This is a genomic window from Streptomyces fructofermentans (assembly GCF_014651055.1).
Lineage (GTDB): Bacteria > Actinomycetota > Actinomycetes > Streptomycetales > Streptomycetaceae > Streptomyces > Streptomyces fructofermentans.
This window is the reverse complement of sequence record NZ_BMWD01000001.1, coordinates 86,923-100,521: the sequence shown is the minus strand read 5'-3', so window position 1 is coordinate 100,521 and position 13,599 is coordinate 86,923. Positions and strand designations below refer to the sequence as shown.

The 13,599-nt window shown below is 73.4% G+C and carries 12 protein-coding genes; 6 read left to right on the top strand and 6 right to left on the bottom strand.

The genetic code is table 11. From position 1 onward, the window contains the following. The first annotated feature begins 66 nt into the window (after window positions 1-66). Window positions 67-834 (top strand): hypothetical protein, encoded by a 768-nt coding sequence (locus tag IE265_RS00415; RefSeq protein ID WP_190033223.1) that lies wholly within the window; start codon window positions 67-69, stop codon window positions 832-834. A gap of 437 nt (window positions 835-1,271) precedes the next feature. Here the strand turns inward: IE265_RS00415 and IE265_RS00410 are convergent, their stop codons facing one another. Continuing rightward, window positions 1,272-2,069, bottom strand: a complete 798-nt coding sequence (locus tag IE265_RS00410; protein WP_268255774.1) for a LuxR C-terminal-related transcriptional regulator — start codon at window positions 2,067-2,069, stop codon at window positions 1,272-1,274. Further along, the gene (locus IE265_RS00405) at window positions 2,066-3,349 is read right to left on the bottom strand and encodes an ATP-binding protein (RefSeq protein ID WP_190033222.1); all 1,284 of its coding nucleotides are present in this window, start codon (window positions 3,347-3,349) and stop codon (window positions 2,066-2,068) included. Before IE265_RS00405 ends, IE265_RS00410 begins: the two co-directional genes overlap by 4 nt. Window positions 3,350-3,693: 344 nt before the next feature. Between IE265_RS00405 and IE265_RS00400 the strand changes: the two genes are divergently transcribed. Together IE265_RS00400 and IE265_RS00395 are read left to right on the top strand one after the other, a co-directional pair. After that, window positions 3,694-5,163, top strand: a complete 1,470-nt coding sequence (locus IE265_RS00400) for a PspC domain-containing protein (RefSeq protein WP_190033221.1) — start codon at window positions 3,694-3,696, stop codon at window positions 5,161-5,163. Next, window positions 5,150-5,419 (top strand): hypothetical protein, encoded by a 270-nt coding sequence (locus IE265_RS00395; protein WP_229915949.1) that lies wholly within the window; start codon window positions 5,150-5,152, stop codon window positions 5,417-5,419. The genes IE265_RS00400 and IE265_RS00395 overlap by 14 nt, the downstream gene beginning before the upstream one ends. A 449-nt stretch (window positions 5,420-5,868) precedes the next feature. On the opposite strand, the gene IE265_RS00390 is transcribed toward IE265_RS00395, so the two are convergent. Continuing rightward, window positions 5,869-6,396, bottom strand: coding sequence for a DoxX family protein (locus IE265_RS00390; protein ID WP_190033220.1), 528 nt, complete (start codon window positions 6,394-6,396; stop codon window positions 5,869-5,871). A 550-nt stretch (window positions 6,397-6,946) separates the two neighbouring features. After that, window positions 6,947-8,236, bottom strand: coding sequence for a hypothetical protein (locus IE265_RS00385; protein WP_190033219.1), 1,290 nt, complete (start codon window positions 8,234-8,236; stop codon window positions 6,947-6,949). Window positions 8,237-8,520: 284 nt separating this feature from the next. On the opposite strand from IE265_RS00385, the gene IE265_RS00380 reads away from it, so the two are divergent. After that, window positions 8,521-9,462 carry a DUF4429 domain-containing protein gene (locus IE265_RS00380; RefSeq protein ID WP_190033218.1) on the top strand — a complete coding sequence of 314 codons (942 nt, stop codon included), beginning with the start codon at window positions 8,521-8,523 and terminating at the stop codon, window positions 9,460-9,462. A gap of 23 nt (window positions 9,463-9,485) precedes the next feature. On the opposite strand, the gene IE265_RS00375 is transcribed toward IE265_RS00380, so the two are convergent. After that, window positions 9,486-10,280 carry a class II aldolase/adducin family protein gene (locus IE265_RS00375; RefSeq protein WP_190033217.1) on the bottom strand — a complete coding sequence of 265 codons (795 nt, stop codon included), beginning with the start codon at window positions 10,278-10,280 and terminating at the stop codon, window positions 9,486-9,488. A gap of 253 nt (window positions 10,281-10,533) precedes the next feature. Here IE265_RS00375 and IE265_RS00370 point away from each other — a divergent pair, with 253 nt between their 5' ends. Continuing rightward, window positions 10,534-11,082, top strand: coding sequence for a hypothetical protein (locus tag IE265_RS00370; protein ID WP_190033216.1), 549 nt, complete (start codon window positions 10,534-10,536; stop codon window positions 11,080-11,082). A gap of 84 nt (window positions 11,083-11,166) precedes the next feature. Further along, on the top strand, window positions 11,167-11,667 hold the full coding sequence (locus IE265_RS00365; protein WP_190033215.1) for a pyridoxamine 5'-phosphate oxidase family protein: 501 nt from the start codon (window positions 11,167-11,169) through the stop codon (window positions 11,665-11,667). Window positions 11,668-11,676: 9 nt separating this feature from the next. Here IE265_RS00365 and guaA read toward each other — a convergent pair whose 3' ends face one another. Then, window positions 11,677-13,257 carry a glutamine-hydrolyzing GMP synthase gene (gene guaA / locus IE265_RS00360; RefSeq protein WP_190033214.1) on the bottom strand — a complete coding sequence of 527 codons (1,581 nt, stop codon included), beginning with the start codon at window positions 13,255-13,257 and terminating at the stop codon, window positions 11,677-11,679. Window positions 13,258-13,599: the final 342 nt, after the last annotated feature.

Here is a 13,599-nt window from a genome sequence, read left to right as displayed (position 1 = left end):
CAGCGCTGCCCGGGGTGCCGATCCGCCCCGGACCACCGGTTCGCCGTCGCCCTGGAGAAGGTTCCGATGCCCCGCCCCACCCTGCCGTCGCCTCCGCCGCCCGCGCACCTCGGCGTGTGGCCGGACCGGGCGTCCCTGCTGGCCGACCGGGGGCGCACGCTGGACGAACTGCGCAGGCTGAGCCTCGGGGTGCACCGGGTGCTGCTGCTGTGGCTGCTGGCCGTCGCGGCGATCATAGGGTGGGCGCTGCTCGTGCTGCCGTTGCAGCAGTTGGAGCAGCGGGACTCCACCGGCTTCGTACTGGGCCCCCTCTTCGGGACCCTCGGTCTCGCGGCGCTCACCCCGTCGGTCGCCGCCGTCGTCCTCGCCGTCCGCCGCGACCGTGACATCAGCCGCCTCCTCGACGTCTGGGCCAGGCTCGACAGCCATCCGCCCACGGACGCCGGCCTGCGCTCCCCCGGCCTCAGCCTCTTCTGGCTGCTCTCCTCGCTCGCCGTCTGCTCGATCGGGCTGTGGACGTCGTTCGCCGGGGCGACGGGCGCGGAGCCGGGACCGGTCGCGTACAGCCGGGTGGTGCTGGTGACGGGGATCGGAACGATCCTGTGGGTGACCGGCCTGATCGGGGTGGTGAAGGCCGTACGGCACTACCGCTGGGCCTTGCGTGTGCTGCCACCGAAGTCCACCGGGCCGCAGCGCACTTCCGGTACGGCTTCGGCACCGGGGGCCGGCACTCACCCCACCTCCGACCCGGCTTCCACGCCGGAGGCGGGGCCGGAGCCCGCGCCCGAATCCGGTCGGGAGCCAGGACTCCAGGGACACCGCCCCGGGCTGTGAACCCCACGGTCCTGCGAGCGCCCCGACATGTGGGGTTCCGGTGGCCGAGGTTCCGGTGGCCACCCCGGCAAGTGGGGTTCCGACAGCCGGCGGGCGACGGCCCCGGCGAGCGGGGTCCCGGCGGCCGGCGACCCCGGCGGGCGGAGTCCCCGCGGCCGGCGGCCCCGGCGGGCGGAGTCCCCGCGGCCGGCGGCCCCGGCGGGCGGAACGGCTGGCGGCCGGCCCGAGCCCGCTGTTCACCCCCGTGCCCGGAGGCACCCCATCGCCGCATCGAGGCGTGCCCCGGTCACCGGACCACAGACAGCGCACCCGGGCACGCGGGCCCGAGGGACCGCCCAGGCACGCGACGCCGAGGGACCGCCTGGGCGTCCGGACCCCAGGCAGCGTCCAGGCAGCCGGACTCCCGCGGGCGGCGGTGGCGGCCGGCGCGGCGGCCGTCAGACGAGCCGTCGCGCGGTCGCCCACCGCGTCAGCTCGTGCCGGTTCGAGAGCTGCAACTTCCGCAGTACCGCCGAGACATGCGACTCGACCGTCTTCACCGAGATGAAGAGCTGCTTGGCGATCTCCTTGTACGCGTATCCCCGCGCGATGAGTCGCAGTACCTCGCGCTCCCGCTGGGTGAGCCGGTCCAGGTCCTCGTCGACGGGCGGGGCGTCGGTGGAGGCGAAGGCGTCCAGTACGAACCCTGCCAGGCGGGGCGAGAAGACGGCGTCGCCGTCCTGGACGCGGAAGACGGAGTCGACGAGGTCGGTGCCGGTGATCGTCTTCGTCACATAGCCGCGGGCACCGCCCCTGATCACGCCGATGACGTCCTCGGCGGCATCCGAGACCGACAGCGCGAGGAAGCGTACGGGCCGCTCGGCGTCGCCCATCAACGGGGCGCAGCGGCGCAGGACTTCGACCCCGCCGCCGCCGGGGAGGTGCACGTCGAGGAGGACGACCTCGGGGCGGGTCGCCGTGATGACCGTGACCGCCTGGTCGACGTCCGCGGCCTCCCCGACCACCTCGACGCCGGTCCGCTCGGTCTGCCCGATCTCGGCCTGGACGCCCGTACGGAACATGCGGTGGTCGTCGACGAGGACGACCCGCACGCGCCGCCCGGGCTCGCCGGTTCCGGCTTCCGCCGCGCCGGCGGGGCCCTGGGCCGCGGCGGGCGCCGACGGCGTGCCGGCCGCGGCCGGGCCGGTCGCGCCCCCCGGCGAGGCCGCTCCGTTCGGTACGTTCGCGTCGCTCATGTCTCCGCCCTCTCCATCTCCAGCTCGACCTCCGTGCCGCCGTCCGGCACCGCTCTCAGCCGGGCCGTGCCGCCGTTGCGCTCCATGCGGCCGATGATCGATTCTCTGACGCCCATGCGGTCGGCGGGTATCGCGTCCGGATCGAACCCCGGACCGCGGTCACGGACCGACACGAAGACGGTCCTTCCCTCGACCTCCGCGAAGACCTGCACCGCGCCGCCCTCGCCACCGTACTTGGCCGCGTTGACCATCGCTTCCCTCGCGGCCTGCATCTGGGCACCGATCCTGTCGTCGAGCGGGCAGTCGCCGACGACCACCACCTCGATGGGCACGCCGTGCTTGTCCTCCACCTCGGCCGCGCTGCGCCTGACCGCCTCGGCGAGGGTGTCGGGCTCGTCGTCCTCGTCCTTGCCGGTGCCCTCCGGTTTGTAGAGCCAGTTCCTCAGGTCTCGCTCCTGGGCGCGGGCGAGACGCCGTACCTCGCCCGCGTTCTCCGCGTTGCGCTGGATCAGGGTCAGGGTGTGCAGCACCGAGTCGTGGACGTGCGCGGCCACCTCCGCGCGCTCCTGGGCGCGGATGCGCATCAGGCGCTCCTCGGACAGGTCCTGGGTCATGCGCACTAGATACGGGCCGGCGAGCAGGGCTATCCCGACGAGGACCGCGAGCGCGGCCTGGAGCACCGAGCCGAGGTGCGCGGCGGAGCCCTGGAGGACGAATATCCCGGAGACGCCCGCGGTGACGAGCAGGACACCGGCCGCGGAACGGAGCAGGGTGATCGTGCGCCGGCGGCGGCCGACCTCCATCCAGCGGGCCCGGCGGGAGTTGTCCGCCTGGCGCCAGACGAGCGCGACGCCCGCGCCCACGAGGACCGTGGGCCACAGGTACGCCTTGGCGCCTCCGCTGAGGTCCACGTTGCCGACGAAGATCAGGGCCACCACGACCATCGCGAGCAGCGCGACGATCTGGCCCTTGTCGGGCTTGCGTGCGACGAGCCTGCGGCGGCCGTCGGGAGAGGTCTCGGTGGCCAGCGCGGGGGGCCGCTCCGCGTCCACCCCTCCGACGCCCAGCGGGACGAAGAACCAGAACGACGCGTACAGCAGCGCGCCCAGGCCGTCCGCCATGAACAGTCCGACGAAGACCAGGCGCACCCAGATCACGGGCAGCCCCAAGTGCCCGGCGAGCCCCCGCGCCACGCCCCCGAGCCAGCGTCCGTCGCTGCTGCGGTAGAGCTTGCGCGGCGGCCGCGGGGCGTCTGGAGACAGGGCAGCGGCTTCCGGCATGGCATCGATGTTCACACGCCGGGCGCCCCCGGGCATCAGGGTGGACCCCCGAGACTCCCCTGATCTTCACGGGGGCCGGGTGGAGGGGTCGGGTGGAGGGCTGGGTGGAGCGGTCGGCGGAGGCCCGGGTGAGGGCCGGGCCGTCGGGCGGCGTTGGGCCCGGGCGGCGATCGGGTGTCGATCGCACGGGATGTCCGTGCGGAGCGGCCCGGGTGGAGGTGACGGGTGGAGGACCGGGTGGAGATTCATGTGGAAGGGGGAGGAGGGGCCTCGGGGTCGATTTCAGGGTTCGGCCAGGGTCGTACCGGCTGCCGGACGGCCGTCGCGCCCGTCACCATGGACGCATGACAGATCAGCGGCGCTCCGGGGCAGACCCTGGATCCGGTCACGGTCCCGGTCCCGGTCCGGGCCGGGACGGGAGCCCGGACACGGGCAGCGGGAATCGGGATGCCGGACCCGCCGCGGACTCCCCGTCCGCGGCGGGCGGGATGCCGCCCCCGCCCGGGAGGCACGGCACGGCCGACGGCAGTGCCGTGCCGGGCGACCCTTCCGCCGCGGGGGTTCCCGGCGTGTTCCGGCGCGACCGGCGGCACAAGGTGCTCGGCGGTGTCTGCGCGGGGCTGGGGCGCATGTGCGACATGGACCCGGTGATCTTCCGCATCGTGCTCGCGGTGCTGTCGGCGACCGGCGGCATCGGCCTGATCTTCTACGGCTTCGCCTGGCTCTTCGTCGCCTACGACGACGAGGAGGAGAACGAGATCCGCAAGCTCCTCACCGGCCGGGTGGACGGCCAGGCGCTGACGGGCGTGCTGTTCGCGCTGGTGGGCTGCGGTGTCTTCCTGTCCATGCTGAGCAACAGCGGGGTGCTCACCTTCGCGGCGACGCTCTCCCTGCTCCTGGCCGGCGCGGGCTACTGGTCGCGACGCCGCGGCACCGACGACCCCGACCCGCTCGCGGCGCAGGCCGTGGCCGACGCGCCGCCCGAGGCACAGGCCCCTCCCGTCCCCGCCTCCTTCCCCTCCTGGTGGCGCGAGCCCATCGTCAAGGACGGCACGTACGTGGGCGGCACGGGGTATCTGTGGGGTCCCGGCGACACCCGGGACCTCGACATCGCGGCGGCGGTCTCCGGCGGGCAGCGCCGCTACGGCGTGGAGATACGGACGCCCGGGCCGAGGCAGCGCGGCCCTCGCCGGATCGGCGGCCGGGTCTTCCTCCTGGCCGTCCTCGCGGCGGGCCTCGGTACGGGTCTGACCTGGGACGACCACAGTCTGAGCACCAGCCTCCAGACAGGGCTGGCCTGCGCGCTCGCCGTGTTCGGCCTCGGCATCGCTCTCAGCGCGTTCCTCGGGCGTACGGGAGCGGGGTCGGTCTTCCTCGCCGTCGTCACGGCGGGCCTGCTGGCCTGCTCGGCGGCGATGCCGGAGAAGATCAGCACGCACTGGGTACGCACGGACTGGACGCCCGCCTCGGCGGCGGCCGTCCGACCGCAGTACGACCTGGGGACGGGCGTCGGCACGCTCGACCTCAGCCGGATCGACCTCGGCAGGAACCGGACGGTGACGACCAACGCCGAGGTCGGCCTGGGACAGCTCAAGGTGATCGTGCCCGAGGACGTGACCGTGAACCTGGTGGTCGAAGTGGGCATCGGGGACATCCAGTTGCCGGGTGACGACCAGAAGGACGTGGACGTGGCACCGGGCAAGCACGACCGGCGGACGCTCGCGCCCGCGGACGGGACGAAGGACGGCGGGACGCTCGACCTCACGCTCGAGGTCGGCATCGGACAGGCGGAGGTGTCCCGTGCTGCGTCATGAGTTCCAGCCCGGCAGGCTCGTGGCCGGCGGCTTCCTCACCCTCGCGGGCGGTCTGTACGCCGGGGACGCGGGCGGGCTCTGGGACACCCCGTGGTTCGCGGTGATCCCCCTGGTCGTCGGTGGCCTGTGCCTGGCGGCCCTGGCGGGCACCGTGGCCCAGGCCGTCCGCGGCAGACGCCGCAAGGTCCCCGCCGGAGACGGAGAGGGAGGGCACGCCCGGGACCTCCGGGAGGACGGGCACGCGCCGGGCCGCTAGCGCCCTCCCGGCAGGGCACGCTCACCGACTGCCGCGTCCCGGGGAGCTGTGCCATGCCCTGCCGCCATGCCCTGCCGCCACGGTCCGCGCTCCCCTTGCCTGGCGCTGCGATGCACTGCGATGCACGCCCGGCGCCGCCCGGCCCCGCCGGGGCACGCACTTCGACAGCGGGCATCCGGTCGGCGGGCGACGGTCGGCTGCCCGGGCAGAGCAGGGAGAGCCGGACGACAAGCCGGGACGGCGGACAACGGGAAGCCAGGTCGGACGGACGGACGGACGGGCGCGCGAGCTGGGCACGGGCCGTCGGGCGGGGAAGACGCGAGGTGGAGCCGGAGGAGCGGGGAGGGACCGGGAGGAGGGGAGGGCCGGGCGGGGAGGGCTGGGAGGGCTGGGCGGGGAGGGCTGGGAGGGCTGGGCGGGGAGGAAACCGGCAGAGGTCCGAGGGCGGTCTAGTAGGCCCCGGCCCGCTGCCTGCGCCGGGAACGCAGCATGGCGTCGATCGAGAAGACCGAGGCTCCGGCGAGGACGAGGGGCAGCCAGGCCATGAGGTAGACGAGGTCGTTGCCGTAGTAGTACGGGTCGGCACCCCAGCTCACGGTCAGCCAGAGGCTGAGGGAGATCAGGGCGCCGCCGAACGCGGCGAGCCGGGCCAGCAGTCCGATCAGCGTGCCGATGCCCACGGCCAGCTCTCCGAAGGCGATGGCGTAACCGAAGCCGACCGGATTCTTGAGCGACAGGTCGACGAGGGCGGGAATCGCCGACGAGTCCCGCACGGCGCGCATCATGTCGCCGATGGACCCCGAGCCGGCGTCGGACAGGAACGCGCTGTCGGTCAGCTTGTCCAGACCGGCGTAGATGAAGGTGACACCGAGGAAGACGCGCAGGGGGACGAGGGCGTACCGCGTGGCGGTGTCCCGCCAGCTCCGGCCCTCGTCCAGATATCCGGAGTGTGGGTCCATCCGCATGCCGTGAGTCATCGCCCTCCGCCACCTCTCAGCCGCCGAACGGTTCACTCCTCAACAGACCATACGTACGACCGCGGACTCCCGCTCATGGACGAACGGACAAATTTCGACCAGGTCCCCCGGAACTCCCCTTGCCGACAACGAAATGCACGGCGTCGGCACCCGGGACGGTCCCGAGCCCATGCGGGTGGCCGTCCGGACGAACTCCTCGCGGGCCGGCGGTACGGGGGTCGAGGCGTCGCTGAGTACACGGCGGTCAGGCCCCGGGTCCGGCGCCCCGAGCGTGCGGGTCCGCCCGGACCCGGGGCCACACAGGTCCGGACCCGCCGACCCAGGAAGACCAAGCCCTCGCCCGCGGGCACGCAGACACTCGGACACCATCGCCGGGGAGGCCGGCGAGGACAAGGAGTGCCTGAGCGCACGGAGGGCGGCCCGAGCCCCCGAGCCCCCGGGCCTCTCGGGAGCCCGGGTCCCTGCGGCCTCTGCGGCCCCTGCGGCCGGAACACCCGGGCCGAGCCCCGGGGCCCCCACCTCCAAGACACCCGGACGGGGCCCCGGGCGCTCACTCCGTCACATCGATCCCCACGCTGTTGGTCTCCACGCCCGCCGCGGTCACCACCTGCACCTCCACCCGGCCGGGCTCCACGTCCGCGGGTACCGGCACGGTCAGCACCGCGTCGGACGGGTTGCTGAATCCTCCCGGCACCGGCACCAGCGGCACATGCACGTGCACAGGGCCGATCCGTACGACCATCCGCGACAGCCGGTCGGCAGTCTGCGCCCCGGGCGGCACGAATCCGGCACCCCGGATCTCGATGTCGTCCCCGGTCCGGATCGGCGCGTCGAGGTCCCCGGCCTCCCGCGCGCGGACGACCGAGAGGATCACCGGCCGGCCGCCCTCCGCGTACTTCCCGGCCACATAGGTGGCGGCGGACACCAGGACCACCACCGCGAGTCCCCACGGCAGGTCGGGCAGCTGCTCCGGCCGCCTGGCCAGCCGCACCGCGGCGAACACCAGGGCCACCGCGCCCAGGACCACGTACTGCGTGTCCGCGAAGCTGCCCCGGCCGGAGTCGTCGGTCAGCAGGTCGGCGGCCCTCGGCCGGTCGGCGCGGACCTTCTGCAGCCGCTGCCCCAGCACGCGCAGCCCCACGACCCGCCGTACCAGCACCGCGATCGCGCACACCACGGCGAGCACGGTCACGATCCCGGCGCCGCGAGCGAGTTCGAGTCCCGCGATCAGCGCGTCCCGCTCGGTGTGCGAGGACGCGCCGGCGAGCCGTCCCGCCAGCAGCAGTACCGCGTACACGACGAAGAGGACCCAGGCCGCGGCCACCGCGCGGGAGGTGGAGAGCCGGTTGTCCTCACCGATGACCGGTGCCAGTACGCCGCCCCGCGCCCGGTGGAACCACGAGGCGCCGGTCAGCAGCACCGCGACCACCAGCGCGGCGAGCAGCCCCGCCGTCCGCGCGGACGACCAGCCCGCCCCGATCGCGGTGAGCGCCTGCGCGAGCAGCAGGACGCCGACGGCGCCCCACACCGCGGCGACGGTCCGCCGCCACACCCGCCCGAGCCAGACGTCCCCCTCGGCCCGCCCTCGTTCGGCGACGAGGTCGGCGGACTGGGTCAGCTCGTCCGACACCCACTGCCGCGAGGCGCCGAACGAGTGGGCGACCGCGGCGGGCAGCCCCCGTCCGGACGCGAACTCGTCGCGCTTGGAGAGGAATTCGGCGACAGCGCGCCGATGTCCCGCGCGGGCCCCGTGCGGACAGTCCCCGCAGGTGCAGCCGCCCTCGTGCGCGCCCCGTCCGGCATCACGCCTCGCGCCCTGTCCAGCCTCCTGCACCGCCACGCCCCTTGCCGCCCTTCACGCCACTTCGCCGGCCCTCGTCGGGCCGCACGTACCACCGTCGTGCCGTGTTCGGCCGACGGGCCCCGCCCCTGTGCCGCCACCGCGTGGCGGCATGCGTACTTCCACCCACCGCACAGTTGCCCGGCCGTACAGAGGTACCGCCGCACAACTGCCTTGTGACGAGAGCGCATTGTGCCGTACCGCACACCCCTGGCGTCCGCCAGGTCCGGTCAGCGCGGGTGAACCGGCCAACCCCGTGTTGACCCGGCTGCGAGAATTTCCCCATGGCCGAGATCATCCAGCGCGACGGGACCTGGGCCTTCGACGGCAGCACGGTCCGGATCACCCCGGGGCTGCACCGCTCCGTGCCGCTGTTCCGGCAGACGTACGGGGAGATCGCCGTGCCGATCGAAGCGGTGGCGGGTGCCGTGTACGAACCCGAACGCAAGCGCGGCAGGCTGCGGTTGAGGCTGCGCGAGGGTGCCGATCCGCTGCTCCAGGCGACCGGCGGCCGACTGCCCGAGGCGGCCGACCCGTACCGGCTGGCCGTGGACGTCGACCGCTCGGGCATCGCCGAGTACGTCGCCGAGGAGATCCGCCGCGCGCTGCTCCTGGAACAGGTCTCCGTGGAGCCGGCAGCGTCGTATCTGCTGCCCGGCCCGCCCGTGCCCGTCTCGGTGCGTTCCAGCGACGGCACGGTCTCCTTCGACGGGACCCGGGTGCGCATCGACTGGAGCGACACCTCGGACCGGGTGAAGCGCGCGACGGGGCCTCGCATCATCGGCGTACCGGATCTCGTGCGGGTGGAATGGCTGCCGAACTCGGGTTACGAGGACGGGTGCCTGCGGTTCGTGACACGGGACGCGGGGCCCTCCAGGCCGCCGGCGGAGAAGGACCCGTTCGCGCTCGACCTGTGGGGCAGCACCCGCCGCGACCTGCTCACGGCCCTGGTGGCCACGGCGGTCGTCGCCCGGCTCCCGCACCCGTCGGCCGGTGCGGACGAGCGCGTGGCGCAGAACGGGGCCCGGGACGGCGCTCAGGACGCGGCACCGGTGCCGCTCGGGGCGCCCCGGGACGCCGTGGACCCCGGGCCGCGCGTGCCACGGCAGGACCACCACGACGTGCTGCTGCGCCGGCTGCGGGAGCTGGGCGAGCTGCACCGCGACGGCGTGCTCACCGACGAGGAGTTCGCGGTGACCAAGGCCGCCGTACTGCGGGGCTTCTAGGGCTCGCGGGCCGGGGTGCCCGGTCAACTCAGGAGGTCGGGTTCGCTGCGGCTGATGTCCTGCCAGAGCGGCTGGTAGTTGATCCAGGCCACCAGGTCGCCGCCGAGCTGTTCCCGCGTCGCGACCGCCTGCTTGTGGTCGATCAGCACCGGCCGCCCCGCCGCCCGCGCCGTGAGCTGCACCTGGCACGACCGTTCCATCGACAGGAACCACCAGGCCGCCGCGTCCACCGAGTCGCCGACGGTCAGCAGCCCGTGGTTGCGCAGGACCAGTGCCTTGCGCGTGCCGAGCGCGGAGGCGATCCGCCGCCCCTCCTCGGCGTCCACGGCGACGCCCGAGTAGGCGTCGTACAGCGCGTGGTCCTCGTAGAAGGCGCAGCTCTCCTGGGTGATCGGGTCGAGCAGGTCGGCGAGCGCGGACAGGGCGCGTCCGTGCACCGAGTGGCAGTGGGCGACCGCGACGACGTCGGGCCGGGCGGCGTGCACCTGGGCGTGCACGGTGAACGCCGCCTGGTTCACGTGGTAGCGGCCCTCGATCACCTGCCCCTCGCCGTTGGCCATGACGAGATCGCCGACGGTGACGTGCTTGAACGGCATGCCGAAGGGGTTCACCCAGAAGCAGTCGCTGTACTCGGGGTCGCGCGCGGTGATGTGTCCGGAGACCCCGTCCTCGAAGCCGAGCCGGCCGAACAGCCGCAGCGCGCCCGCCAGGCGTTCCTTGCGGTGCCTGCGCTCGTCGTCGAGCGACTCGTGCATGGGCGGCATGGCGAACCGCAGCCGGTCGGTGGGAAGGGGCCGGGGCGGCGTGGGCCCGTGCATGTGTCCTCCAGCCCTGAGGGGCGGACTCCTCTTTCGGGTTTACGGCCGGGAAGTTACCTTCGGTCAGCGCTGGAGAACAGAGATGTCCGTGAAGAGAGTGCACAACCGTTGTACGGCGTCGATGGTCTCCCTGTCAGGAGCCAACTGCCCGGTCGGCCACACTGTGCCGACGCCCCCTGGAGGAACCACCCGTGCACTGCCATCCCCACACTCCGCGCGGACCGCACCCCGCGACCGCATCCGCCGACCGCCCATGAAGAGAACCGAACGTCTGATCACGGACGTGCTCAGGCAGATCGCCTCCCGGGACGTCGTCGTACTGGAGGACCCGCGCGGCTCCACACGCCGGCTCGCCGCGCTCACGTACACGGCCCTGCAGTACGGGTTCCAGTACAAGGAGACGACGAGGACCGGCAGGCTGCTCCAGGTCCGCCTGGTCCGCGACCTCTCCGCCGAGGCCCGCGAACGCAGCGCGGCGACTCTGGCGCGGCTCGCCGAGGGCCGCACTCCCGGGCTGCGGCCCGGCACCCTCAAGCCCCTGCCGGACGAGGCGCCCGCGGTGAGCCTGCTGGCGGCCCGCATCGAGTTCGACGCCATGTCGGACGACCCGCACCGGGGCCCCAAGGCCGTCTTCGTCACCGCGGCCGTGGTGCTGACGGCGCTGCTGCTGATAGCCGCCGGCTGGCAGTCCGCGCTCCTCACGGGCGCCACGATGGGCGTGCTGTTCGCGGTCTACCTCCGCCTGGAGATCCTCCGCAAACGCCGGCTGGCCCGGCGGCTGCGCAGGGCGCGCCGGCGCTGAGCCCGGGTCCGGCGCGGTGCTCCCGCGCCGCGCCGCCGCGGGAAGGCGACAGAGGATGTCCGGTATCGACGTCAGACTCTCGGTATGACACATGAGGCACGCGAAACGCGTACGACGTCGAACTGGGCGGCCCTCACGGCCGCGGAACCGGACTTCGCCAGGACGGTCGAGGAGCGGTTCGGGGCCTTCACGCACCACGTCGTGGCGACGCTCCGCAAGGACGGGTCGCCCCGCACGTCCGGTCTGGAGGTCCGCTTCCTCGGCGGCGAGCTGTGGCTCGGCATGATGCCGGACTCGATGAAGGCCCTGGACCTGCGGCGCGACCCGCGCTTCGCGCTCCAGGCGAACCCGGGCCCCGGCACGGAGATGGGCGGCGGCGACGTGCGGGTCGCCGGCCGGGCCGTCGAGGTGCACGACCCCGCGGAGCGGGCCCGGTACGCCGAAGAGGTGGAACCGCCGGAGCCGTTCCACCTCTTCCGTACCGAGCTGACGGAGGTCGTGCGGACCCACGTCGAGGACGACACCTACCTGGTCGTCGAGGTCTGGCGGCCCGGAGTGCCGGTACGCACTGTCAGGCGGACCTGAGCGGGGGGACTACTCCCACTCGATGGTGCCCGGCGGCTTCGACGTCACGTCGAGGACGACCCGGTTGACGTCCGCGACCTCGTTGGTGATCCGGGTCGAGATCTTCGCGAGGACGTCGTACGGCAGCCGCGACCAGTCGGCGGTCATCGCGTCCTCGGACGAGACGGGCCGCAGCACGATCGGGTGGCCGTACGTCCGGCCGTCGCCCTGGACACCGACGGAGCGTACGTCCGCGAGCAGCACGACCGGGCACTGCCAGATGTCGCGGTCCAGTCCGGCGGCCGTCAGCTCCTCGCGGGCGATGGCGTCGGCCTCGCGGAGCAGGTCGAGTCGCTCCTTGGTGACCTCGCCGACGATCCGGATGCCGAGTCCGGGGCCGGGGAACGGCTGGCGCTGGACGATCTCGTCCGGCAGGCCCAGCTCCTGGCCGACCATGCGGACCTCGTCCTTGAACAGCTTGCGCAGCGGCTCGACGAGCTCGAACTCGAGGTCCTCGGGCAGGCCGCCCACGTTGTGGTGGGACTTGATGTTCGCCGTGCCGGTGCCGCCGCCGGACTCGACGACGTCCGGGTAGAGCGTGCCCTGCACGAGGAAGGCCACGTCCTCGCCCTCGGCGGCCTCGGCGATGATCTCGGCCTGGGCCTGCTCGAAGACGCGGATGAACTCGCGCCCGATGATCTTCCGCTTCTCCTCGGGGTCGGAGACCCCGGCCAGCGCCGCGAGGAACCGCTCCTGCGCGTCCACGACCTTGAGCTGTACGCCCGTCGCGGCCACGAAGTCCTTCTCGACCTGCTCGGTCTCGCCCTGCCGCATCAGACCGTGGTCGACGTAGACGCAGGTGAGCTGCGAGCCGATGGCCTTCTGCACGAGTGCGGCGGCCACGGCGGAGTCGACACCGCCGGAGAGCCCGCAGATCGCGCGCTTGGTGCCGACCTGCTCGCGGATGAGCGCCACCTGCTCGTCGATGACGTTGCCGGTGGTCCAGGACGGGGTCAGACCCGCGCCCCGGTACAGGAAGTGCTCCAGGACCTGCTGGCCGTGCGTGGAGTGCATGACCTCGGGGTGGTACTGGACGCCGTAGAGCTTCTTCTCGTCGTTCTCGAAGGCGGCGACCGGTACGACGTCGGTGGACGCCGTGACGGTGAAGCCCTCGGGGGCGGCGGAGCAGGCGTCGCCGTGCGACATCCAGACCGGCTGCTCGTCCGGGGTGCCCTCGAAGAGGGTGGAACCGGACTTGCTGACGTGCAGCGGCGTGCGGCCGTACTCGCGGGCTCCGGTGTTGTCGACCGTCCCGCCGAGGGTGGTCGCCATCAGCTGGAAGCCGTAGCACATGCCGAAGACCGGGACACCGGCCTCGAAGAGCTCGCGGTCCAGGCGGGGCGCGCCTTCCGCGTACACCGACGAGGGGCCGCCGGACAGGATGATCGCCGCCGGGTTCTTCGCGAGCATCTCCGCCACCGGCATGGTGCTCGGCACGATCTCGCTGTAGACCCGGGCCTCACGGACTCGGCGGGCGATGAGCTGGGCGTACTGCGCACCGAAGTCGACGACCAGGACGGTGTCGGGGGCGACGGGGGACGCTGATGGCACGGTTTGCCTTCCGGCGGTTTATCAGGGCTGTGCTCCCGAGTCTAACTGGGCGCCCGGAGGTGCTGTCCCGCTCACCCGACGCGAGGCGTTCCCGACGGGGGGGGCGGTCCCGACGGGGGCCCGACGCGGGACGGTCCCAACGCGGGGCGGTCCCGATGCGAGGCGGTCCTGGTCCCGGCCCGGGATCAGTCCCGGCGCGGAAGGCGATCCCGACGCGGGAGGCGTTTCGGGCGCGGGAGCACTCCCGGCGCGGAAGACGTTTCGGGCGCGGGAGCACTCCCGACCCGGGTGCGGGAGGCGGTCCCGATCGCCCACGGCGGCGGACGACAGCGGCCGGCGGTT